This is a genomic window from uncultured Granulicatella sp., assembly GCF_963516875.1.
Lineage (GTDB): Bacteria > Bacillota > Bacilli > Lactobacillales > Aerococcaceae > Granulicatella.
This window is the reverse complement of sequence record NZ_CAUQCL010000009.1, coordinates 14,233-38,868: the sequence shown is the minus strand read 5'-3', so window position 1 is coordinate 38,868 and position 24,636 is coordinate 14,233. Positions and strand designations below refer to the sequence as shown.

At 32.2% G+C, this 24,636-nt stretch carries 23 protein-coding genes, 1 pseudogene and 1 other annotated feature; of the genes and pseudogenes, 21 read left to right on the top strand and 3 right to left on the bottom strand.

What is annotated here, in order from left to right:
* The first annotated feature begins 7 nt into the window (after positions 1 to 7).
* The 7 genes from RWM24_RS04955 (at position 8) to RWM24_RS04925 (ending at position 5,234) form a co-directional block, all read left to right on the top strand.
* Positions 8 to 502 carry a dihydrofolate reductase gene (locus tag RWM24_RS04955; RefSeq protein ID WP_314112144.1) on the top strand — a complete coding sequence of 165 codons (495 nt, stop codon included), beginning with the start codon at positions 8 to 10 and terminating at the stop codon, positions 500 to 502.
* Positions 499 to 1,149, top strand: a complete 651-nt coding sequence (locus RWM24_RS04950; RefSeq protein ID WP_314112142.1) for a uracil-DNA glycosylase — start codon at positions 499 to 501, stop codon at positions 1,147 to 1,149. Before RWM24_RS04955 ends, RWM24_RS04950 begins: the two co-directional genes overlap by 4 nt.
* A 24-nt stretch (positions 1,150 to 1,173) precedes the next feature.
* Positions 1,174 to 2,124, top strand: coding sequence for a DNA/RNA non-specific endonuclease (locus tag RWM24_RS04945; protein ID WP_314112140.1), 951 nt, complete (start codon positions 1,174 to 1,176; stop codon positions 2,122 to 2,124).
* 218 nt (positions 2,125 to 2,342) lie between these two features.
* Positions 2,343 to 2,924 carry a PBECR4 domain-containing protein gene (locus RWM24_RS04940; protein ID WP_314112138.1) on the top strand — a complete coding sequence of 194 codons (582 nt, stop codon included), beginning with the start codon at positions 2,343 to 2,345 and terminating at the stop codon, positions 2,922 to 2,924.
* Positions 2,925 to 3,061: 137 nt separating this feature from the next.
* Positions 3,062 to 3,943 (top strand): ATP-binding cassette domain-containing protein, encoded by an 882-nt coding sequence (locus RWM24_RS04935; protein WP_314112136.1) that lies wholly within the window; start codon positions 3,062 to 3,064, stop codon positions 3,941 to 3,943.
* Between the two features lie 5 nt (positions 3,944 to 3,948).
* Positions 3,949 to 4,656 (top strand): hypothetical protein, encoded by a 708-nt coding sequence (locus RWM24_RS04930; RefSeq protein ID WP_314112134.1) that lies wholly within the window; start codon positions 3,949 to 3,951, stop codon positions 4,654 to 4,656.
* 11 nt (positions 4,657 to 4,667) lie between these two features.
* On the top strand, positions 4,668 to 5,234 hold the full coding sequence (locus tag RWM24_RS04925) for a hypothetical protein (RefSeq protein WP_314112132.1): 567 nt from the start codon (positions 4,668 to 4,670) through the stop codon (positions 5,232 to 5,234).
* A gap of 49 nt (positions 5,235 to 5,283) precedes the next feature.
* Here RWM24_RS04925 and RWM24_RS04920 read toward each other — a convergent pair whose 3' ends face one another.
* Complete coding sequence (locus RWM24_RS04920) at positions 5,284 to 5,577, bottom strand: hypothetical protein (RefSeq protein ID WP_314112130.1); 294 nt, start codon at positions 5,575 to 5,577, stop codon at positions 5,284 to 5,286.
* A gap of 173 nt (positions 5,578 to 5,750) precedes the next feature.
* Here RWM24_RS04920 and RWM24_RS04915 point away from each other — a divergent pair, with 173 nt between their 5' ends.
* From RWM24_RS04915 to RWM24_RS04890, 6 genes and pseudogenes are all read left to right on the top strand, one after another.
* The gene (locus tag RWM24_RS04915) at positions 5,751 to 6,551 is read left to right on the top strand and encodes a LicD family protein (protein ID WP_314112128.1); all 801 of its coding nucleotides are present in this window, start codon (positions 5,751 to 5,753) and stop codon (positions 6,549 to 6,551) included.
* 4 nt (positions 6,552 to 6,555) lie between these two features.
* Positions 6,556 to 7,374: a LicD family protein gene (locus RWM24_RS04910; protein ID WP_314112185.1), complete on the top strand. Its 819-nt coding sequence runs from the start codon at positions 6,556 to 6,558 to the stop codon at positions 7,372 to 7,374.
* A 186-nt stretch (positions 7,375 to 7,560) separates the two neighbouring features.
* On the top strand, positions 7,561 to 9,039 hold the full coding sequence (locus tag RWM24_RS04905) for an oligosaccharide flippase family protein (protein ID WP_314112126.1): 1,479 nt from the start codon (positions 7,561 to 7,563) through the stop codon (positions 9,037 to 9,039).
* 3 nt (positions 9,040 to 9,042) lie between these two features.
* Positions 9,043 to 10,029 carry a glycosyltransferase family 2 protein gene (locus RWM24_RS04900; RefSeq protein ID WP_314112124.1) on the top strand — a complete coding sequence of 329 codons (987 nt, stop codon included), beginning with the start codon at positions 9,043 to 9,045 and terminating at the stop codon, positions 10,027 to 10,029.
* A gap of 184 nt (positions 10,030 to 10,213) precedes the next feature.
* Positions 10,214 to 11,902, top strand: a complete 1,689-nt coding sequence (locus RWM24_RS04895; RefSeq protein WP_314112122.1) for an ABC transporter ATP-binding protein — start codon at positions 10,214 to 10,216, stop codon at positions 11,900 to 11,902.
* Positions 11,903 to 12,067: 165 nt separating this feature from the next.
* A pseudogene (locus RWM24_RS04890) lies at positions 12,068 to 12,448 on the top strand (type II toxin-antitoxin system HicB family antitoxin).
* A 42-nt stretch (positions 12,449 to 12,490) separates the two neighbouring features.
* On the opposite strand, the gene RWM24_RS04885 reads toward RWM24_RS04890, so the two are convergent.
* The gene (locus RWM24_RS04885; protein WP_314112120.1) at positions 12,491 to 13,051 is read right to left on the bottom strand and encodes a class I SAM-dependent methyltransferase; all 561 of its coding nucleotides are present in this window, start codon (positions 13,049 to 13,051) and stop codon (positions 12,491 to 12,493) included.
* 155 nt (positions 13,052 to 13,206) lie between these two features.
* Here RWM24_RS04885 and RWM24_RS04880 point away from each other — a divergent pair, with 155 nt between their 5' ends.
* The 4 genes from RWM24_RS04880 to thiI all read left to right on the top strand — a co-directional run bounded on the left by RWM24_RS04880 (position 13,207) and on the right by thiI (position 20,145).
* On the top strand, positions 13,207 to 15,018 hold the full coding sequence (locus tag RWM24_RS04880; protein WP_314112118.1) for a LysM peptidoglycan-binding domain-containing protein: 1,812 nt from the start codon (positions 13,207 to 13,209) through the stop codon (positions 15,016 to 15,018).
* Positions 15,019 to 15,037: 19 nt separating this feature from the next.
* Positions 15,038 to 15,230 (top strand) — a binding site (T-box leader).
* A gap of 54 nt (positions 15,231 to 15,284) precedes the next feature.
* Positions 15,285 to 17,699, top strand: a complete 2,415-nt coding sequence (gene leuS, locus RWM24_RS04875; protein ID WP_314112116.1) for a leucine--tRNA ligase — start codon at positions 15,285 to 15,287, stop codon at positions 17,697 to 17,699.
* A 91-nt stretch (positions 17,700 to 17,790) separates the two neighbouring features.
* The gene (locus tag RWM24_RS04870) at positions 17,791 to 18,915 is read left to right on the top strand and encodes a cysteine desulfurase family protein (protein ID WP_314112115.1); all 1,125 of its coding nucleotides are present in this window, start codon (positions 17,791 to 17,793) and stop codon (positions 18,913 to 18,915) included.
* 12 nt (positions 18,916 to 18,927) lie between these two features.
* On the top strand, positions 18,928 to 20,145 hold the full coding sequence (gene thiI / locus RWM24_RS04865; protein WP_314112113.1) for a tRNA uracil 4-sulfurtransferase ThiI: 1,218 nt from the start codon (positions 18,928 to 18,930) through the stop codon (positions 20,143 to 20,145).
* Between the two features lie 38 nt (positions 20,146 to 20,183).
* Here thiI and RWM24_RS04860 read toward each other — a convergent pair whose 3' ends face one another.
* Positions 20,184 to 21,602: an N-acetylmuramoyl-L-alanine amidase gene (locus RWM24_RS04860; protein ID WP_314112111.1), complete on the bottom strand. Its 1,419-nt coding sequence runs from the start codon at positions 21,600 to 21,602 to the stop codon at positions 20,184 to 20,186.
* 190 nt (positions 21,603 to 21,792) lie between these two features.
* On the opposite strand from RWM24_RS04860, the gene RWM24_RS04855 reads away from it, so the two are divergent.
* The 4 genes from RWM24_RS04855 to RWM24_RS04840 all read left to right on the top strand — a co-directional run bounded on the left by RWM24_RS04855 (position 21,793) and on the right by RWM24_RS04840 (position 24,157).
* Entirely contained in the window at positions 21,793 to 22,683 is an 891-nt protein-coding gene (locus tag RWM24_RS04855; RefSeq protein ID WP_314112110.1) for a deoxyribonuclease IV, read from the top strand.
* 14 nt (positions 22,684 to 22,697) lie between these two features.
* On the top strand, positions 22,698 to 23,300 hold the full coding sequence (locus RWM24_RS04850; RefSeq protein WP_314112109.1) for a Fur family transcriptional regulator: 603 nt from the start codon (positions 22,698 to 22,700) through the stop codon (positions 23,298 to 23,300).
* 159 nt (positions 23,301 to 23,459) lie between these two features.
* Positions 23,460 to 23,633: a 30S ribosomal protein S21 gene (gene rpsU / locus RWM24_RS04845; protein WP_005605651.1), complete on the top strand. Its 174-nt coding sequence runs from the start codon at positions 23,460 to 23,462 to the stop codon at positions 23,631 to 23,633.
* A gap of 80 nt (positions 23,634 to 23,713) precedes the next feature.
* Positions 23,714 to 24,157: a GatB/YqeY domain-containing protein gene (locus tag RWM24_RS04840; protein ID WP_314112107.1), complete on the top strand. Its 444-nt coding sequence runs from the start codon at positions 23,714 to 23,716 to the stop codon at positions 24,155 to 24,157.
* Positions 24,158 to 24,636 lie beyond the last annotated feature (479 nt).

Below are 24,636 nucleotides of genomic sequence, written 5' to 3'. Positions count from 1 at the left end.
AAATTGCATGTTAATTTATATTTGGGCACAAGATGAAAATGGTGTGATTGGTAAAAAAGGAGTTTTACCATGGCATTTACCAAATGATTGGAAATTTTTTAAAGAAGTAACTTTAGATCAAACGATTGTAATGGGGCGCAATACATTTGAAGGTATGGGAAAGAGATTGTTACCAAGAAGACATAGTATTGTTGTTTCCAATATTGAGGATTATGAGGCTAATGGAGCAGAAGTGATTACGGATGTTGAAACGTTAATCGAAGATGCCAAACATGAAGATATATACATTATTGGTGGAGCTGTATTATTTGATTCTTTAAAACATCAAGTGAATACACTTTATTGCACAAAAATTCATGAGCAATTTGATGGTGATACTTATTTTCCACAAGATTTCCCATGGGAAAAATTTGTAAAAGTCAAAAGTATGGATGGAACAGTGGATGAAAAAAATATTTATCCACATACATTTGAAATTTATCAAAAAATAGAGGATGAATGATGACGACTTGGAATGAAATTTTAGCAGAAGAAATGCAAAAAGACTATTATCAGGAGTTACAAACTTTTGTTCAAAAAAGAAGAGCAGAAGTCAGAGTATTTCCTGAAGAAAAGAATGTTTTTAATGCTCTAGAACTTACGCCATTTGAATCGGTGAAAGTCGTCATTTTAGGACAAGATCCTTATCATGGATTTGGTCAAGCGCATGGATTAAGCTTTTCTGTTCAAAAAGGGATTCCACTTCCTCCATCCCTCAGAAATATTTATAAAGAATTACAAAAGGATATCGGGGGAGAGCTTCCAACAGAAGGGGATTTATCTCATTGGGCAAAACAAGGAGTATTATTGCTAAATACCGTTTTAACAGTAGAAGAAGGAAATGCGAATAGTCATAAAGGAATGGGATGGGAAACATTAACCAATCATCTTATTGAGTCTTTAAATGAATTGAAGCATCCAGTGATTTTCATCCTTTGGGGTAAACCAGCTCAGGATAAGGAAAAACTAATTACAAATCCGAATCATGTTATTTTAAAAGCTCCGCATCCAAGTCCATTATCGGCTTACCGAGGATTTTTTGGAAGTAAACCATTTAGTAAAGTGAATGACATTTTAATTCAACAAGGACAAACTCCAATTCGTTGGTAGGAATGAAAATAAAAGGAGAATGATATGAAAAATCGCTTCTTTAAACTTTTTCTTTTATGGATGACCTCGTTAACATTCGTTGCTTGTTCATCGAATACTCAAAAAGAGAAGCAAGAAGGAACCAATAAGACAACTGCTCAGGTTGAGCAATCACAAAATTTACCTGAATCTCTATTACCATTTAAACGAGCAAAACAATTAGTATTAGGAGAATTGGATTCTTATAAACGCTCAACTCAGTCACATATTCAATTACGATATGATGACAAGCCAACAGAACAAAGAGAAAGCAAAATTAATGTTGATCCAGTTGGTTGGCATAACTTTAAATTCCCAGTAGATTATTCAGGAAAAGAAGCATGGTTTATGAATCGTGGACATTTAGTCGGATATCAATTTAGTGGATTAAATGATGAGTTGAGAAATTTAACTCCGATGACTGCTTATTTAAACACGGGAAGTATGACAGGTACGGATGAAAAAAATCCTGTAGCAATGTTATTTTATGAAGAAAAATTAGCAGCATGGTTAAAACAAAATAAAAATGCATGGCTTGATTATCGTGTAACACCACTTTATACAGATTCAGAATTAATTCCACGCCAAGTAGAGTTGCAATATGCAGGAATTTCTGCCAATGGAAGATTGATTCCAATTCAATTTAATACTTCTCTTGAAGAAGTGAATGAAGATGGAACTACACGAGTTATTTTGAATAATGATGCACCAAATGGAACATTGGATTATCAAACTGGCTTGGCAGAAGCGAGTATTCAAAGTGAGAAACAAGAAAAAACTCGGTCTGAATCTAAGAGTAAAAATGACCGTACAGTTTACGTTGCTAATGAAGGAAAAGCAACAGTTTATTGGTACGATAAAAATCGTATGCCTGCAAAAACGAACAAAGAAAAAGTAGTTGAAATGAGTGAATCTCAAGCAAAAGCACAAGGGAAGACTCATGCAGAAAAAGAATAGACTTTTCGAAGGTAGCAAAGGACGCTACTGTTCTGAATGTTATTCTTTTTACTTGGCATTTGAATGATAATTTTGTATACTTTTATTGAGTCGGAGTAGAGACGTTAAACCTACTTCCAGAGGTCGGAATGGAGACTGAAAACCCATATCCAGTGCAGAAGGAAACTGTGAAAAACCAAAGGAGGTTGATTTTTCATCCTCCTTTTTTGAGGTAGACGATGGTAGAACAATCATTTAAAGAAAGCGTACAATTAAAGTTGATGGACTGTGCAGTGTTATATTATGAGCTGTTAGTTCAGAAAGATTACCTTATTTTCTCTAGAAATTTTAGATATCGAAAATATTATATAGTTTCTGCTTTTGAGGATAATTTTTTGCATTTGACAGGAGTTCAGACAAGTTTAGAAGCCAAAACTTTTTTTGAAAAATGTTATCAAAAGACTATAAAAATTACAGATTTTGAATTAGGCGGAAAGAGTCAGAAAGGTTCTATTCGTAGGAAAATCAGTGTTTTAGAGAATGCTATTAAAATATTTTTATCAGAAGCTATTGTTGTGGAAGAAAGGTTTCATAAAAATAGAATTTCCTGTTCTTTTGCGGCTGCAGAGAGAGTGTGTACCATCGGCTTTACAAATACAAAGCTAACAAAGCCCCAAACGGTACTAAAAGGTTATCAATTACAGAGTGAAATAGAAGTTGATTTTATTTTATCTAGGGATAAAGGAAAAAAGGATTTTCAGAGAGTTGTGTATAATGCTTTGGGTATGAAGTTAGAAGAATGTTTGGAATTAATAAAATGATATAAAAGTTACGAGACAGTAGGATGATTTCTATTGTCTCTTTTCGCTTATTTTACAAATTTTGCTCTTGTAATAATCATAATATATGATATTATTACTTTTATAGTATTAAATTTCTAATATAACGAGGTAAATATATGAGTCAACCTTTAATCGAAGTGAAAAATATTCATAAACGATATGCAAAACATCATGCCTTAGATAATGTATCCTTCAGTATTCATGAAGGTAGAATTTGTGGGCTCATTGGTGAAAATGGTGCAGGAAAAACAACGTTAATTCGTATTATTTCAGGATTAATTAAACAAGATTCTGGGGAAATTATTGGACTAAAAGGATGTAAATTGAGTTCAATCGTTGAATCACCAGCTCTTCATTTGAATCTTTCGGCATATGATAATTTACAGTATCAATTATTACTTTGTGGAGAAACGCCTTCTCATGAAAAAATAGAGGAAGTATTAAACTTAGTAGGGTTAGCCAATGTGGATTCAAAGAAAAAAGCCAAAGATTTTTCTCTAGGGATGAGACAACGATTAGCGATAGGGTTAGCCATTATTGATTCACCAAAATTATTAATTTTAGATGAACCAATTAATGGATTAGATCCAAAAGGAATTAAAGATATTCGTGATATTTTAGCAACGTTAAAAAATGATTTTAATATTACGATTTTAATTTCCAGTCATATTTTATCTGAATTGGATCTTATTGCTGATGATTATGTCATTATGAGTAAAGGAAAAGTTATTCAGGAAGACTCAAAATCAACAATCTTATCTTCATTAGCAAAGAAAGTTATCGTTTCAACAGCAACAAATGATACAGCGATTGAAATTTTAACAGCAAATGATTGTGACTGTACTCTTTTATCTGACAAAATTGAAGTGACAAATACAACACTGACGATTAATCAGATGATTGATGTATTAAGAAAAAATCAGATTGAAATTTTTGAAATTTATAAAGAACAAGTTTCTTTTGAAGAATATTATTTTAATTTGGTTGAAGGAAGGTAAGAGCAATGATGTCAAATTTTAAAGCGGATATTTATAAAATTAGAAAAGAAAGAATCTTTTCGATTTCAATTTTACTATGTGTCTTATTAGAGTTCTTGTTTACATTTGTAATGAGAGAAAAGAGTGGTGACATTGGTGTTATTATGACTTTATCGACTTCAACAGCTTTTCTCCCATTATTTTTCATCGCAGTAGATTTATTCGTTTGGGGAGAAGATTTTGTATCTAGAACGATTAATACACAGATTATTAAATCTAAAAATCGGTTGTCTTTATTCATTTATAAAGTTGTGACGACAGTTTTATATTCAACCATCCATTTATTTGTAGGTTATTTATCTGTAGCTGTATTTAGAGGGATTTTTGCAGATAGTGCTTCTTTATCGACAGTGTGGAATATAGCAGTGTACCAATATCCTTATTTTTTATGTATTATGTTCCTGTCTATTTTCATTTTTAACTATGTCGATAAGGTCAGTTATGCGCAGTTAATTTATGTAGTGATTGTCATTTTATTTGATAATTTAATGAGTTTTTCGATGGCAAATGTTATCGACCCTGAATTGTTGGAACACTTTTTACTCTTCAACCAATTAAAGGCTATTACAGGTAGCGGAGACTTTTTAACACCATCTGTTATAATTGCAATTATTTTTAGTGTTTTATACATTATTTTTAGTTATTATTTATTTAATGAACGAGAATTTAAATAAGGAGAAAGCTTATGAAGAAAATTTTACCATTTATCGTTTTTTTCCTAGTCATTGTAGCTTTTGGATTTTATATGACTTATAGCAATGCAAAAACAGATTTTGATTTTACACAGACTTGGGAATTACAAGAAAATGCGAAACAAAAAGTAGAAATTTATGGAACAGAGCAAAATGTGGAATTATCGATTATAGAAACTTCTAATCCTCAAACAAAAGTAACTGTATCTGGAAAAATTTCTAAAACTTCAGTAAATACGATTAAAGACACAAAATCAAACGAGGAAGGATTATATATTCCAATTTCAAAACATGGATTTAGATTATATACTTCTCAATTTGGAAAAGATACATTAAAAGTTACAGTTGAATTAGCGAAAAATGCTGACCCATATGAAGTGTTTTTAGATACCGTTAGTGGGGAAGTAAAAGTGAATGTTCCTCAAACATTTGATGGGAAATACGACATTATGTTAAATAATGGTGCTAAAATAACAGAAAAACCTGAAACAAAAGAAACAAGTGCAAGTGTTATTAAAGTAGATGCTTATACGGACGTAACGATTGTAAAAGGAAAATAAATTGAAAGAGCCTTTCGAAGAGAAACGAAAGGCTCTTTTTATGTTGCTACTATTCCATTTCTTTTCTAAAGGCCTCAATTTCTTCAATCGATAATCCTGTATGCTTTTGAATTTCTTCCATTGGTAAGTTTAATTTGAAGCACAATAGGAGTTGTCCTTTTGTTATCCCTTGTTTTTCGCCGATTTCAATTCCTTCTTCACGACCATTTTCATAATAAAATTCTAATACTTGATTAAATTCGTTTTGTCTTCTTTCAATTTCTTCTGCAAGTCTAATTTCTTCTTCCGTTAAATTGTTTAACATTTTAGCTGCTGCTTTTAACCCCTGAGTTGTATGTTGCATTTTTTCTCACCTCCTTGAAATTGCTTATTTACTCCTTACTTATTATATACGAAAAATTTTCTAAAATTAATCTTTTTTTCTGTAACTTTTTCAAATAATCCCTTGTGTATTTATTGTTTTGCGCTGGTGTGCTATAATCATCAAGGAATATCTGAATAAAAGAGGATTTTTAAATGAAAAGATTAACGATAGATGAAGTTAAGCAAAGAGAATTAGCTATTCTTTTAGCAGTGGATGAGTTTTGTAAAAAAGAAAACCTTCATTATTTTCTTAATTATGGAACATTAATTGGTGCGATTCGTCATAAAGGATTTATTCCTTGGGATGATGATATTGATATTATGATGCCAAGAAAAGATTATGAACGTTTTAAATGTGAATTTAAGTCAAACCAATATGATATTTTATCTTTAGAGACAAACCAAGAGTATTTTAATAACTTTATCAAAGTAGTCGATAACCAAACTGTTATTACTGATACGAGAAATCGTAAAACTTATAAGAGTGGAATTTTTATCGATATTTTCCCTTATGATCGAATAGATGATTTAAAAGCAGTAGATAAAACTTATCAATTAGAAAGTTTTAAATTATTATCATTCAGTAAGCACAAAAATATTGTGTACAAAGATAGTTTGATAAAAGATATCATTCGTACATTTTTCTGGACTGTATTATTACCTGTGTCTCCAAGAAGATTTGCGTATAAAATTGAAGAAGTGATTCAACAATATACAAGACCGAATGGAAAATATGAATGCTTATTAGCTTCTAAATTAAAAGAAAAAGAAGTATTTGAAGCAGGGATTTTCGATGAAGTGGTGGATGGAGAATTTGAAGGACATATCTTCCCGATTCCGAAAGAATATGACCGATTATTAACACAATATTATGGAGATTATTTAACATTACCTCCAATTGAAAAACAAACCAATCCACATGAATTGGAAGTTTATTTAAAAGAAGAGGAGTAGCATGATGCCAAAGTATTTAACAAAAGAAGAATTAAAGCAAACACAATTAGACATTTTAAAATATATTGATCGTATTTGTAAGGAAAATGATATTCGATATTTTGTAAGTTATGGAACATTATTAGGGGCTGTTCGTCATAAAGGATTTATTCCATGGGATGATGATATTGATATTTCTATGTATCGATCTGAATATGATAAATTTATTCAAGCCGTTGAAAAAGATCAACATCCATATTACAAAATTTTAAGTAAGGAAACTTCTGATTGGTATTTCCAAAACTTCTTAGTAGTGACAGATGAACGTACGGTTGTAGAAGATCATATTAAAGTGGATCGTCATGATACAAGTGTCTTCGTAGATGTTTTCCCAATCGAACGTTATGATGATGTGACATTAATCGACAAGGCTCATTTAATGGCAACGTTACGAATGATTGCATACATTAAATTACAATATGTCCAATATGGCGATAGTCAGTTAAAAGATATTTGCCGTAAAATCATGTGGTATGCACTACGAATCGTAAATCCACGTTGGTTTGGAAATCGTATCGATGCCTTAATTAAAAAATATCGCAAAGAAGATGGACAATATGAAGGGCTTGTTGGTTGCGGTAAAGATGGTAGAAAAGAAGTATTCCCTCGTGGAACTTTTGAAGAATTAATTGAATTACCATTTGAAGATATGATGGTTCCTGTGCCAAAAGAATATGATGTATTTCTTTCTCAATTTTATGGGGACTATATGACAGTTCCTTCTCAAGAAGAAATTGATTATAAGAGTCATCTATTACAAGCTTATCGTAAAGATGAACAATAATGGAGTTAAGTCTAAGAAGAGGTTGGACGTTTATCCAGCCTTCTTTTTATGTCTATGAAAGTGTAGTAAAAGAAGGTGAGTAAGGGAAAATTTTCCTTAATTCTTATGAATTGTTTAATATCTAGAATATTTGTTTCTATCTTTGCATGAATTTGCTATACTATCTCCAGTAAAATGAGGTGAATTATGAAAAATATTAAAGTAAATGCTATCGCAAATCTTTTAATGCGAGTATTAAATATTGTTTTTCCACTAATTACAGGTCCCTATATTGCCAGAATTTTAAATAAAACAGAGTATGGGTATTTTAATATTACGAATACTTTCATCGGATTATTTATCCCTTTTGCAACGTTAGGAATTTATAATTATGGAATTCGAGCGATTAGTAAGGCGAAGGAAAATAAGCAAGAGATTAATCGAATCTTTTCGTTACTCTTTTATATTTCCTTATTTTGTACAGTTATAACAACGATTGTCTATTTTATTATTACTTTCCAAATGGAAGGTGCTCCCGTATTAAAAATATTGTATTACATTATGGCGATACAAGTGTTTGCACAGTTTTTAAATATTGAATGGATGAATGAAGCTTTTGAAAATTATACATTTATTTTGTATAAGACTTTATTTATTCGAATCTTTATGCTTGTTTCTATTTTTACATTTGTAAAAACAGAGCATGATATTGTGCCGTATGCCTTTTTAATGTCCATTGCGACACTGTTAAATTATTTAGCAAGTTTCTTCTGGATTAAAAAAGAAGTCCACTTTATTGGGGTTCAATGGAAAGATGTTAAAGCAGTCATTCAACCGTTAATTGCTATCCTTTTATTAGCAAATGCAGGTATGCTGTATACGTATTTAGATAGAATGTTCCTTTCTTCTATCGCATTACCAGAATATGTATCGTATTATACGATTGCTCAAACATTAGTATTCTCTATTTCTGGAGTGATTAGTGGAGCGGTGAGTGTTAGTATTCCAAGGCTGGGGTATTATCTAGGAATTAATGATAAGAAAGCTTATGATGATTTAGTTAATAAGGGCGGAAGAATTTTTATGTTCTGTATTACGCCTTTAAATTTTGGACTAGCTATTTTAGCAAGTCATGCAACTGTATTATATGCAGGGGAGCAATATTTAGATGCTAGCTTTAGTGTATTCCTATTTGCTCTTCGTTCTATTCCATGGGCAATGGCATTAATTTTAGAAAATCAAATTATTTTTGTACAAGGCTATGAAAATAAATTAACGATGTTCTACTTTATTGGTGGAGGACTTAACTTAGTATTGAATTCTATTTTAGCTGCTGTCGGTATTACAAAACCAGAATGGTATATTTTAACAACAATTATTGCTGAATTACTAGTCATTGCATTAGATATCTTATTAATTAATAAGAATCAATTAATTGATTTAAGAAGACTGTTTATTCATGCTGGTAAATACGTTTTCTATTCATCAGGATTTTTCATTATTAATGGGTTGATTTCTTGGATTCATCCTATTCAAATGGTTGTGAATGGGGCATTACTCATCAATATTTTTGTAACGATTATTAGCTGCGTCATTTATTATGTAGTTGTATTAGCACTTGTCAAAGATGAAATTTTCTATGAAGTGATTCATGCAGTAAAAAATAAAGTGTTGAAGAGAGGATAAGCTATGAGTGAATTAATTAGTGTCATTGTTCCTGTATACAATGTTGAACAATATTTAGAAAAATGTGTACAATCGATTCAAACACAAACTTATTCTAACTTAGAAATTTTATTAGTCGATGATGGTGCTACCGATTCAAGTGGACATCTCTGTGATGAATTAGCAATTCAAGATGAGCGAATAACAGTTATTCATAAAGAAAATGGAGGTTTGTCTTCAGCAAGAAATGAAGGACAAAAGAATGCTAATGGTGAGTATGTAATATTCGTAGATTCAGATGATTACATTCATGAAGAAATGATTGAAAGCCTATATCAGCAACTCATTGCTGAAAATGCAGATGTTTCAAGTTGTAATGTCATGAATGTTTATACGACAAACCAAACTCCTCAATGTGATCGAGATGATTTGTATTTAGTATTAAATCAGGAAGAGTTTTTAAGAGAATATTTAATTGGACAAAAAGTTCCTGGAACGATTTGTAATAAATTAATTCGAAAAGAGATTGCTGACAAGATAGAATTTCCAGTCGGAAAAATTTATGAAGATGCATTTTATCACTATCAATTAGTTCAAATTGCAAAAAAATATGTCGTGAATACAAAACCGTATTATTATTATTATCATCGACAACAAAGTATTACGACAAATCCTTATCGTGAACGTGATTTAGTATATATTACGATTTATCAACAATTTTATGATTTAGTAAAACAGCAATTCCCTAAATTGGAAGAAGAAGCATTCTTTCGATTATCATACGCACATTTTTATATTTTAGATAAAATGCTAGTGGAAGAGAATTTTGAATCGTTAGAAGACTATCCAAGAATGCGTAACTATTTGAAACAACATGCTTTTAAGATTGCAAAAAACACTATTTTCCAAAAAGGAAGAAGAATTGCTGCATTAGCACTGAAAATCAATATTCATTTGTATCGAAAATTGATGCTAGCGAATATGGAGAAAAATAAGAAAATTCATGATTAATGAAGAAACGAAGACTTTTGCGACTGCAAAAGTCTTTTTTTACGTTTTTAATTGTAAAATACATCGAAATTAAAAAAACATTAGAAAAATTACGTAAAAATTAAAAAAGTAATTGACAAAAATTGAAAAAGTGATATTCTATAGGAAAATTTATTGGGTTTGAAAAAGAAATGGAGGAATTACAATGCAAGATTTAATAACAAAGGAAAAGAAACTACAGATGATTCCATGGTTGTTGATTGGTATTTTTGGGAGTTTACTAACATTAGGAATTCCTTATTTAGTACAGTCATTATTAGATAATGGAGATGGGAAAAATATTTTTCAAAATATTATGCTCATTGTTGCACTTCTCTTTGTACAGTTATTATTATCATTCAGTGCCCATTATGGATTGTTAAAAATTGGGGAAAATATTGTACTTGATTTTCGTATGAAAGCTTATGAGAGTGTTCTTTATAACGAACAAGAATCTCAAAAAAGAAGTGGAGAATCAGCTGGTGAAATTATTGAAGTAAGTAAAAAATTAAAAAACTTTATCGTTTTCCAATTGCCAACTTTTATTCAAAGTATTGTAACCATAGTAGGTATTTTAATCTTCCTATTTATTCTAAATTGGAAATTATCTGTCGTAATTATATTAGGAATTCCTTCAATCTTTTTAGTCTTAAATCCAATGAGTAAGGTGCTTTCGAATATTAGTCAATCTGAACAAAAAGTAACGATTAAAGTGATTGGACAATTAGGAGAGTACTTTAGAAATCGTACCTTCTTTTTAGCGAATAATGCTACAGATCAAAGTAAACAAAAGATGAAAGAGTCATATTTAGAATTGTATCAACAATCTGTAAAATTAGGATTTTTTGAAGCGTTAATGCAGCCTTTTTCATTATTTTTTATAACGATTGTATTAAGTTTCATTTTCCTATTTGGTGGCTTATTACTTTCTAGTGGTGAAATGACGATTGGAACATTTATTTCATTCTTAATTTACATCTTTATGTTATTAACACCTGCAAGTTCTGTCGGTAGTTTTTTAGGGGAATTATCTAAATTACAAGGATCAATGAGTGATTTATTAGAATTGATTCGTAAACCAATTACAGCTCAACAAAATACTGGAGATGTGGTTGATTTATCAAATGCAACCATTCAATTATCAGATGTTTCATTTAATTATGAGGAAACAGAAGTATTAAATCATATTTCAATGGAAATTCATTCTGGTTCAACCGTAGCGATTGTTGGGCCATCAGGAGCAGGAAAGAGTACATTGTTAAGTCTTTTATTAGGAATGATACAACCAACTAATGGACAAGTTTGCATTGATTCTATTGATTTAAGTGGAGTGAATTTACAAGAATATAGAAATCAAATAGGCTATCTTGCACAAAATGAAACATTATTAGCAGGAACAATTTTAGATAATTTAACGTGGGGATTGAAGGAAACGGTTAGCCAAGATGCTATCGAACAAGCTTTGAAAGATGCGGAAATCTATGATTTTGTAACAGCATTACCACAAGGAATTCATACAAATGTATCAGAATTAGGGGATAATTTTTCAGGAGGGCAACAACAACGATTGGCATTTGCTCGTATTTTACTAAGAAATCCAAAATTAATTTTCTTAGATGAAGCAACTTCTTCATTGGATAGTATTTTAGAGCATAAGATTATTCAAACACTAGAACAGGAATATCGTCATCTAACAAAAGTGATGATTGCTCATCGATTATCGACGGTTCAAGACGCTACTCAAATTTATTTCTTAGAAGATGGAAAGATTACCGGAGTAGGGACTCATTCTGAATTATTGGAATCACATCCTCACTATCAAGAATTTGTAAAAAAACAAATGATTCATCAATAGTAAGTATATATTAGTCTAGTGCAAATGGTGATGTTATTACAACTGCACTAGGCTTTTTACTGTATTGCATTTAAATCGTTTGACAAAATATGTTTTATACGTATGATATTTAATGTAATGAGATAGAAATCTGGTTAACTTTTAATAGGATGTAGAGGTGAAAGTATGTTGAAATCATATCCTGCAATATTTCATAAGGAAGATGATGGTAGATTTTGGGTAGAATTTCCTGGATTTCATGGTGGAACACAGGGAGATTCTCTTGAAGAATCTATGAAAAATGCGAAAGAAATGTTACAGAGTGTGTTAGCATTGTATATTGATGAGGGAAAGGAGTTACCAATTCCAACAGATATTAATACTTTAACAGTAGAAAATGGATTTGTTAGCATGATACTTGCTGATCCAACACCCTTTATAAGAAAAAATAAGGCAATTCGAAAGAATGTTACAGTACCTGAGTAGCTAGTGAGACTTGCAGACCGTCAAAGTATTAATTACTCAGAAGTTCTTACACAAGCATTACAGAATCAGTTAAAAGTATAAAGAATAAATTGAAGGAGACTTTTACGATGGCAAAAGTCTTTTTTATCTTTTTCTCTCAATAACAAAGCAAATGGGTGGTTGGTTTTGTTGGTTTATAAATTGATATTGTAATACTGTCCATTCATGTTGATCTAATGTCGGAAGAAACTGTTGTAATTGTGATAATTCTGTATCTCCACCTTCATGTCCCCAATAACAAACTAATACGATGCGACCACCAATTTTTAATATTTCCATCATGGATTCAATTGCACGAATAGTAGAGTCGGGAGTAGTAATAATTGATTTATCACTTCCAGGTAAATATCCTAAATTAAAGATAGCAGCTTGAATAGGTTGTTGAACATAAGTAGATAAATTTGCATGAGAGTTACAAATGAGCTGAATATTTTCTTTTGTATCTAATGTTTGAATCTTTTCAGTTGTTCGGATTAGTGCTGCTTCTTGAACATCAAAAGCGAAGACTTTTCCTTCTGATTGAACCAGTTTTGAAAGAAAAATCGTGTCATTTCCATTCCCCATTGTTGCATCTACTACACAATCTCCTGGTCTGATACATTCCTGTAACATGGAATGACTGAATTTTTGGGCATTTTGAATCATTTGTAGAACTCCTTTACCAAATCTTTAACATTTATTACAATAACTTTACGGTTGTTAAGAGTATACAACGAATGCAGTGTTCGTGCAACGTTCCCCTATGAATCAAAAAAGTTTCTCCTATAATGGATAATGAATGAAGTAGGAGGAATCGAGAAATGTTAGAGAGTAGAAATGCAAGACTGTTAAGAATCAAAAAAGAAAAACAATCACAAAAAGTACAAATGATGAATCAATCGTTAAAAAGATCATTCATCGTAATGGGGACAACAGCCTGTGTGGGGTTATATGTGTCTCCTGTTGATCAATTATTATCTGCAAATTTTACTGTAGTAGAAGCTTCAACTGCTGCTACTCAATTTTTACGAAATATTATTCCTGCGGCACAAAATGTTGCAAGAGGAAAGGATATTTACGCTTCAGTTATGATTGCTCAAGCTGCGCTTGAATCAGGTTGGGGAACAAGTGCTTTATCGAAAGCACCAAACCATAATTTATTTGGTGTAAAAGGAAGTTATAATGGACAATCTGTTAATATGCAAACATTAGAAGATAGTGGTGGACAAAACTATTACAGTATTCAAGCAGATTTTAGAAAATATCCTTCTTATCAAGAATCATTAGAAGATTATGCCGATAAAATTGTGAATGGTATTTCTGGTGCGCCATTATTTTATTCTGGTGCTTGGAAGAGTAAGACGAATAGTTATCAAGATGCTACTGCTTATTTAACTGGTCGTTATGCAACGGATACTGCTTACGGTTCAAAATTAAATCGTATTATTGAACAATTTGGTTTAACAAAATATGATACAGAAACTGCTGTAAATATGGCGGAAGAAATTGTAAGTAATGAAACAACTATAACAACTGGAAATAGTTATACAGTTGTCAGTGGGGATAGTTTATATGCAATTGCTCGAAAAACAGGAACAAGTATCCAAGAGTTATTAAGCTTAAATGGATTAAATTTAAACTCCATTATTCATCCTGGACAAGTGTTAGCATTATCTTCCAAATCAGAAACAACTGAAACAAAACAAGAAGAAAGTACTCCTAAAGAAGAAAAGGCAAGTGCAGAAACTACAGAAAGTGCTAAACAAAATTCAACAGGTGGAACGTATATAGTCGTAAGTGGAGATGGTTTATACGCTATTGCTCGAAAAACAGGGACAAGTATTGATGATTTATTAAGCTTAAATGGATTAAGTTTAAATTCAACCATTTACCCAGGACAAGTCTTAACCTTATCAGCAAGTAGTGAATCATCTGCAAATGAAGAAACTACTTCAACAGAAGAAAGTTCAAGTTCAACACAAGAAACACCAAGTGAAGAAAGTGCAGCAAGTTCAGAACATACATCAACAGGTGGAACGTATACAGTAGTCAGTGGTGATGGCTTATATGCAATTGCTCGAAAAACAGGAACAAGTATTGATGATTTATTAAGCTTAAACAGATTAAGTTTAAATTCGACAATTTATCCAGGACAAGTGTTAACATTATCAGGAAATAGTGAATCTGCTCCAGCTGCAGAAAGTACAGAATCAACTGCTGAGGAGAGTCAAGAAGAGGTAGCTACACCAGAAGAAACAACTCCTTCAACTAATGCAAAAATGTATTATGTTCATAGTGGAGATTCTTTATACCGTATAGCGCATAATCACGGAATTTCTTTATCGACTTTATTAGAATGGAATAATTTAAGTGTCGACAGTATCATTCACCCTGGTCAAGGTTTGATTGTTTCTGATGGATCAAGTCCTTCATCTGAACAAGCAGAAGAGTCAACTAGTTCTTCAGAAGAAACAGCAAGTGAAAGTACTGAAACAACATATACCGTTCAACCCGGTGATGGTTTATGGCGAATTGCAAAAAATCACGGATTAACATTAGATGAATTAAAATCATTGAATCAATTAACATCTAACATTATCCAACCAGGACAAGTCTTGATTGTTTCAAAATAAATTGATATAATGCTAGTAAATATTAGCAAACAAAGGAATAGTAGAAATTTGGATTGTAGTAGAGAGTGCATGGTTGGTGAAAATGCATCATGAAAAGTTTTGAACTCGCCTTTTAGCTGAATTTCTGAAATGAAGTAAGAAATTCCGTTTCACTCGCGTTAAGAGTATGTTAAGTATAAAATTAGGTGGTACCACGTGGAAACGTCCTATTGTCTTTAGAGACATTAGGGCGTTTTTTAGGTATTTCCAGAAAAGAGGGGAAAATTATGTCATTTAATCATCATGAAATCGAACCAAAATGGCAAAAATTTTGGTTAGACAATCATACATTTAAAACTACGGAAGATAAAAATAAAAAGAACTTCTATGCATTAGATATGTTCCCATATCCATCAGGACAAGGTTTACACGTAGGGCATCCAGAAGGATATACAGCAACAGACGTTGTTTCTCGTATGAAACGTGCGCAAGGATATAATGTATTACACCCAATGGGATGGGATGCATTTGGATTGCCTGCAGAACAATATGCATTAGATACAGGGAATGACCCTGCTGAATTTACATTGAAAAATATTGCAACTTTCAAACGTCAAATTCAAGAATTAGGATTTAGTTATGACTGGGATCGAGAAATTAATACAACAGATCCAAATTACTATAAATGGACTCAATGGATTTTTACAAAATTAGTAGAAAAAGGTTTAGCGTATGAAGCAGAAGTACCGGTTAACTGGTGTCCTGCTTTAGGAACAGTATTAGCTAATGAAGAAGTTATTGATGGTAAATCAGAACGTGGTGGACATCCAGTGTACCGTAAACCTATGAAACAATGGATGTTAAAAATTACTGCTTATGCAGATCGTTTATTAGAAGATTTGGATGATTTGGATTGGCCAGAAAGCATTAAAGATATGCAAAGAAACTGGATTGGTCGTTCTAAAGGGGCACAAGTAACGTTTAAAGTAAAAGGTTCAGATGAAAGTTTTGAAGTATTTACAACTCGTCCTGATACATTATTTGGCGCAACTTATAATGTATTAGCTCCAGAACATGAATTGGTTCAAAAAATTGTAACTCCAGAACAAAAAGAAGCAGTGGATGCTTATATTGCTTCTGTTTCTACTAAATCAGATTTAGAACGTACAGAATTAGCAAAAGAAAAAACAGGGGTATTTACAGGAGCTTATGCGATTAACCCTGTTAACGGAAAAGAAATTCCAATTTGGATTGCAGACTATGTATTAGTGAGTTATGGAACAGGAGCAATTATGGCGGTACCTGCTCATGACGAACGTGACTACGAATTTGCAAAAGTATTTGGTCTAGACATTATTCCAGTTATCGAAGGTGGAGATGTGACTCAAGAAGCTTATACTGGAGATGGCGTTCATATTCATTCTGAATTTTTAGATGGCTTAAATAAAGCTGATGCAATTGAAAAAATGAATGAATGGTTGAAAGAACAAGGCGTTGGAGAAGCAAAAGTAAGTTACCGTCTACGTGACTGGTTATTCTCTCGTCAACGTTATTGGGGAGAACCAATTCCTGTCATTCATTGGGAAGATGGTACAATGACAACTGTTCCTGAAGAAGAGTTACCATTAGTATTACCAAAAACAGATAAAATTAAACCAAGTGGTACAGGTGAATCTCCATTGGCAGCTATTGAAGAATGGTTATATGTTACGGATGAGAAAACAGGATTAAAAGGACGTCGTGAAACAAATACAATGCCACAATGGGCAGGAAGTTCATGGTATTTTGTTCGTTATATTGATCCGCATAATCAAGAACAAATTGCAGATCCTGAAAAATTAAAAGAATGGTTACCAGTTGATTTATATATCGGTGGAGCTGAACATGCAGTGTTACACTTATTATATGCTCGTTTCTGGTATAAAGTATTATACGATTTAGGTGTTGTTCCGAATAAAGAACCATTCCAAAAATTATTTAACCAAGGAATGATTCTTGGTGAAGGTAATGAAAAAATGTCTAAATCAAAAGGAAATGTTGTGAATCCAGATGATGTTGTTCGTCAATATGGGGCAGATACATTACGTTTATATGAAATGTTTATGGGACCATTGGATGCTTCAATTGCTTGGAGTGAAAAAGGTCTTGAAGGAAGCCGTAAATTCTTAGAACGTGTTTGGAGATTACTAGTCGATGAAGAAGGTAAATTACGTGACCGTATTACTACTTTCAATGATGGTTCATTAGATAAAATTTATCACCAAACAGTTAAGAAAGTTACTGAAGATTATGAAGCATTACGCTTTAACACAGCAATTTCTCAAATGATGATTTTTGTAAATGAAGCGTATAAAACAGAAGCACTTCCAGTTCAGTATATGAAAGGTTTAGTTCAATTATTAGCACCAATCGCTCCACACTTAGGAGAAGAATTATGGTCTAAACTAGGCGCAACTGAATCTATTAGCTATGTTGCATGGCCAACTTACGATGAAAAATTCTTAGTAGAAGATGAAGTAGAAGTTATCTTCCAAGTAAATGGAAAAATTAAAGCTCGTGTAATGGTTCCAGCAAATAGTGATGCAGCATCAATGGAAGAAATTGCAAGAAATCATGAATCTGTAAAAGCCGCAATTGAAGGCAAAACAGTTCGTAAAGTTATTGCAGTTCCAGGGAAATTAGTAAACATTGTAGCTAACTAATAAAATTTAAATATATTTGATGGCAGGAGGGGTTCTTTTAAATAAAGAGCTCGCTCCTTTTGCCGTTATGAGATGTAGAAAAGGAGATATCATGATTTATTTTGATAATTCAGCAACAACAAAAATTGCTCCAGAAGCATTACAATCGTATGTTCAAACAAGCGAGCGTTTTTGGGGAAATCCTTCAAGCTTACATCGACTTGGAGGACAAGCCTTTCAAGTATTAGAAAAAGCAAGAGAACATATTGCGACTCTTTTAGGTGCTAAAACAGAAGAGATTTATTTTACTTCTGGTGGAACAGAAAGTAATAACTGGGCGATTAAAGGAACGGCACTGGAAAAAAGAGTGTTTGGAAATCATATTATTACGACAAAAATTGAACATCCTTCCGTTTTAAATACGGTGAAACAATTAGCTCAATTAGGATTTGAAATCAGTTATTTAGATGTCAATGACAAAGGTGAAATTTCATTAGAACAATTAGAATCCATGCTAAAAAAAGAAACAATTTTAGTTTCTGTAATGGCAGTCAATAACGAAATTGGCGTGAGTCAAAATATTGCAGAGATTTCTCGTATTCTTGAACAATATCCATGGGTTCATTTTCATGTTGATGCGGTTCAAGCTTTAGAACAAGTTCCAGATTTATTAGCTCTTGGACGAATTGACTTATTAAGTTTATCTGCTCATAAATTCCATGGACCACGTGGAGTTGGAATACTTTATAAAAAAGCTGGAAGAAAAATTCAGTCGTTATTAACAGGTGGAGGTCAAGAAAAGACTGAACGTAGCACAACTGAGAATTTACCTGGAATTGTTGCTACTGCTAAAGCAATGCGTATGTATTTAGAAGCTCCACATCCAATGAAGGAAATTAGAGACTATTTGTGGAATTTCTTAGATCAACAACCGCAAATAAAAATTTTCTCTCCAAAAGAGGGAGTGGATCATATTCTATGTTTTGCTTTAAAAGGAGTTCGTGGAGAAGTGCTAGTTCATGCTTTTGAAGAGGAAGAGATTTATATTTCAACCACTTCTGCTTGTTCAAGTAAAAAATCAGATAGTTCTAGTACCTTAGCTGCGATGAATGTTCCAGATTATTGGGCAACAAGTGCAGTTCGTGCAAGTTTTTCATATTTGAACACAATGGATGAAGCAAAACAATTTGTAGAAGTATTAGAAAAATTAATGAAAAAATTTGAATTTTTAAAATAAAGGAGTGAAAAAGTGAAAGTTAGATTATTAGTAAGATATGGTGAATTATCGACTAAGGGTCGTAATAAAAAAATGTTTACGCAAAAATTAGCCAATAATATTAAAAAAGCATTGATGAATTACCCTCAAGTTCGAGTTTTTCCAGATTATGATTTTATGTATTTAGACTTAAATGGAGTTCCTCAAGAAGAGATTATTCCATTATTAAAACCAATTTTCGGTATTCAGTCATTTTCTCCTGTTTATATTTTAGAAAAAGACATGGAGAAAGTGAAAGAAGTCGTATTGGACTTAGTTGGAAAAGAAAATCCTAACGGAAAAACTTTTAAAATTGCTACAAAACGTAGTGACCATGAATTTGTGATGGATACGAATGACATTAATTTATTTTTAGGAGATGCAGTATTAGAAGCATATCCTGAAATTCGTGTACAATTAAAACAACCAGATATTACGGTTCGTGTAGATGTACGTCGTCAACATATTATGGTGAGTTTACAAACAATTCAAGGTGCCGGAGGGTTACCTGTTGGAACAAGTGGTAGAGTATCGTTAATGTTATCAGGAGGAATTGATTCTCCAGTTGCCGCTTATCTAGCAATGAAGAGAGGTATGGAAGTACAATGTGTGCATTTTGCTAGTCCGCCTTATACAAGTCCTCAAGCATTAGTAAAAACAAAACAACTAGCTGCTAAAGTAGCAATCTATGGGGGAAGTCTACAATTCTTCACAGTACCATTTACAGAAATTCAAGAAGAAATTAAAAAAGCTGTCCCTGAAAATTACTTGATGACAGTAATGCGTAGAATGATGTTAAGAATTACAGATCAACTACGTGAGAAAAATCATGGCTTAGCCATTGCGAATGGTGAATCAGTAGGACAAGTAGCTTCTCAAACATTAGAGAGTATGATCGCGATTAATGATGTAACGAATACACCAATCATTCGACCAGTTGCTACAATGGATAAACTAGATATTATTGCAATCGCACAAGAAATTGATACATTTGAATTATCGATTCAACCATTTGAAGATTGTTGTACTGTTTTTGCACCACCAAGTCCAAAAACAAAACCAAAATTAGAAAAAGCAAGAGAATACGAAGCAAGATTGAATATTGAAGAATTAGTAAATCGAGCAGTAGAAAATACAGTAGTAGAAGAAATCACTCCAAATTATGTAGCAGAAGAAGTAGAAAACTCTGTTGAGATGGATGATTTGTTCTAATAAAAAAAGATACAGGCTTTTTCGCCTGTATCTTTTTTCTATTGTTGGAAATATTCTTTCAAAGCACTTGCGATACTTTTTGCAATATTTTCTTGATATTCCGTTGACTCAATTAATTTATTGTCATCCGGATTATTTAAATAACCTAATTCTAACAGAATAGAAGGTTGTTTATTTTCACGTAATACTAAGAAGTTTTGGAATTTTGTTCCTTGGCTCTTCAATGTTAAATTACGTGCAATATATTTATTAACGGTTTGTCCTAAGTTTTCACTTGTTGATGCAAAGTAATATCCCGTTGTTCCTGATGCATTCGAATTTGGACCGGAATCAAAGTGTAAACTAATGAAGGCATTCGCTTTTTCTCGATTACTCAATTGAGCACGATTTTCTAAGCTAACACTCTTATCAGATTCGCGAGTTAAAATAACAGTTGCCCCTAAATTTTCTAATTCTTTTTTCAATAATAGGGCAGTTGTTAAGGTATGATCAGCTTCATGTTTCTCACTAAAAGTAACAACAGCACCTGGATCATCTCCACCATGACCTGGGTCAATGACAATTTTTGCATGCTCAATTCCTTGTGGAATTTGAGAATCTGATTCTATCGTAGCAAAGTTTGCATTCACTAACCAATAAGGGATATACGCTTTTTTACTATTCCCAATAGTTACTTTATAAAAATCATTTTCACGATCTTCATAATTAAAGATTGTTCCTGCATTTACAGTACTAACACGTTTTGAAAATGCATCAGCAGTTTCATATAAAGGTGTTTCTTTTAATTTTGTTGAAATCATCTTTTTAGCATCTAATGTCTGAGGTAATCCTGCTTGTAATTTATACAATTCATTCATATGGTCGACTGCATAGTTTAATTGATTATTGTCAACATAACCTTCTTGTCCATTATAGGATACTTTAGAAAAGTTTGATTGTTGATCATCTAATAAATAAAATAATTGTCCATATGGAATGGAAGTAATCACTTGTGATTGATTATTTGCTTCTTTATACAAAGAGACAGCACCGCTTGAGTGCCCAATCATTAAATGTGTTAAGAGGACATCTTTTGTAGGCATCCAAGCAACTTGTTGATGAAATTGAATTTGAAACCATTCATCATTCACTTTTTTTAATACTAGAACAAATTCTCCTTTTTTAACTTCCGCAATTGGAAATTGTTGAGTATTTGGTTCTTGATATAATTTGACAGAAGTGTCACTTTCTACAGCAGCTACTTGAGCCACTAGAGACTTGTCAAGTTTTTCATTATTTTGAGCTTCATCTTCATGAGTATCATTCGAAGAAACCGTTGATTGAAGTTGCGATGAAATTGGAGAAGGACTCGCATCTAATATTGGAATAATCGAAAAACCAAAGGCAAGAAGGAAAGCACTAAAAGTGATGAAATATTGAACGTTTTTATTTCGAATAATAGAGTTAACGTTTTTCATAGGCGCTCCTTTTATAATCCTATTTTAATCTTATATATTTCTTATTATACCAATTATGAAAGTGTTTGAAAAGCAAAAGGTAAGGCTTTAATGTTCAGGATCTGATGGAAATTTAATAAAAGGGTTAATGCTTGCTGAATCTTGATTTGTCACGTAAAATAAAAAGTGATTTTAACAAGGAGGAAGATAGATGTTATTAGGATCTCATGTTTCCATGAGTGGAAAAGAAATGATGTTATTATCTGCAAAAGAAGCAGCAAGTTATCAAGCAAATACGATGATGGTGTATACAGGAGCACCACAAAATACACGAAGAAAACCGATTGAAGAATTAATGATTTCTCAAGGACAAGCATTTATGCAAGCAAATGGAATTGAAGAAGTAGTGGTGCATGCACCTTATATTATTAATTTAGCCAATACAACAAAAGAAGGGTATTTAGATTTTGCGATTGAATTTTTAAGAGAAGAAATTCGTCGTGCAGAAGCTATTGGTGCTAAACAAGTGGTCCTTCATCCAGGTTCTCATGTAGGAGCAGGAGTCGATGTAGGTATTGCACAAATTGTAAAAGGATTAAATGAAGTCCTTGATAAAAATCAAAAAGTTCAAATTGCACTTGAAACAATGGCAGGGAAGGGGACTGAATTAGGTCGTAGTTTTGAAGAAATTGCACGCATGATTGATGGTGTTACTCATAATGACCGTTTATCTGTGACATTAGATACTTGTCATATTCATGATGCAGGGTACAACTTAAAAGAAGATTTTTCTGGTGTAATGACGGAATTTGATAAAGTAATTGGATTAGATCGCTTAAAAGTATTGCATATCAATGATTCTAAAAATGTCTGCGGAGCTCAAAAAGACCGACATGCAAACTTTGGATTTGGTGAAATTGGTTTTGATGCTCTAATGCAAGTAGTATCAGAAGAAAAATTTAAAAATATTCCTAAAATTTTAGAAACTCCTTATGTTGGGGAAGATAAGAAAAATCAAAAAGCCCCATATTTATATGAAATTCAAATGATTCGTCAAAATCAATTTGACCCAGATTTACTTTCAAAAATTATTAGTCAGTAATAGGAGGAAGTTTTATGCCACACAATCACGAACACGAATGTTGTCACTATAAAGAAAATCACAAAAAAGAATGTTGCCATCACCATGGAGAAGAGCATACTCATCATGAACACGATTGTTGCCACAAACATGAAGAAAAACACCAACATTCAAGTAAAAGTGAAAAACAACATCATCACTGCCATTGTCATCATGGACAAATTGAGCAGGCGATTCAATTATTAAAACAGGCAGGCTTCAAATATACGAGTAAACGAGAAAAAATTATTGAAATTTTTAGTCATGAAGATCGCTATTTATCTGCTAAGCAAGTACAACAACTATTAGAAGCAGATTTTCCAAATATGAGTTATGATACCATTTATCGTAATTTATATGATTTTACGGATTTAGGTATTTTAGAAACAACGGAATGGAATGGTGAAAAATTATTCCGTTTTGGTTGTAGTCATGAGGGACATCATCATCATTTTATTTGTGAAAAATGTGGAAGAACGAAAGAAATTGAGTTTTGTCCAATGACTTATTTTGAGACACAATTGGAGGGTTGTGAAGTACATTCGCACCGATTTGAAGTGTTTGGATTATGTGAAAAATGTGCCCATACAGCTTCTTAAAATAGAGTCAAAATTGAATTTTTTCGGTAAAATTTTTAGACTATCTAATTGACAATTGAGCAAACCTTTTCTATAATAAAAAAAGGACATTTCGTTTGTTTGGTTATTCTATTCAAAAGAAAACAGTTACTTTTAATGCTCGGAGGGAGGGAATAGGATATGTCAAAAACAGTTGTTCGTAAAAACGAATCACTTGATGATGCTCTTCGTCGCTTCAAACGTACTGTTTCAAAAACTGGTACTTTACAAGAGGCTCGTAAACGTGAGTTTTATGAAAAACCAAGTGTAAGACGTAAGAAAAAATCAGAGGCAGCTCGTAAACGTAAGTTCTAGTCAACTCTGTGTATCATATGACTAAGTAAAGGCTGGGATTTACGTCTCAGTCTTTTTCGTATTTTTAAGGAGTGAAAATCATGAGTTTAAAAGAAACATTGAATAATGATATTAAAACTGCTATGAAAGCAAAAGATAAAGAAACTTTAGCAGTATTAAGAATGATTAAAACAGCTGTTCAAGCAGCAGAAATCGATAAAAAAGAAGAATTAAATGCTGAAGAAGAATTAACGATTTTAGCACGTGAAGCAAAACAACGTCGTGAATCATTAGCAGAATTTGTTAAAGCAGGTCGTGATGAATTAGTTGCAAAAACTGAAGCTGAAATTGAAATTGTAGAACGTTACTTACCAAAACAATTATCAGTAGAAGAAGTAAAAGAAGTGATTGCAACAGTAGCTGAAAAAATTGGTGTAACAACTCAAAAAGAATTCGGTAAATTAATGGGAGCTGTTATGCAAGAATTAAAAGGAAAAGCAGACGGCAATGTCATTAAAGAACAAGTAAAAGCTCATTTAGGATAATAATGGTTTAAACAGACTTTTATTAATTTCAGAATGAACGAGAAGAAGATTTCATTTTCGGAATAAATTTTGTCTAAAAAGGTCACAGTGTAAATGAGTCTAAGATAATATGCTTGAAAAATAACGATTAGAAAGCTAAAATTGAATCAAAGATGAGCGGTCGGCTCATGGTCAATCTAATATTAAACTTGAACATAAGGGTCAAGCGGGTGGCGGACACCAAAAAATCCGAAATTAAACTTGAATATAAGGGTCAAGTGGGTGGCAGACACCAAAATAAACCGACTAGAGAACGTCCCAAATTGTTGGGACGTTTTTTTACTAAGCATGATTCATGCGCAAAAAAATGTTTAATGCTAGGATTACAGTAATCTTAATGAAGGGCTGAGGTTCAGCCGGCAAGGAGTCACAAGTTTTTTTGTGGCTTTTTTGTGTTCTATAAGACAATAATCAAATCACACTAAATTCATAGTAAGAAC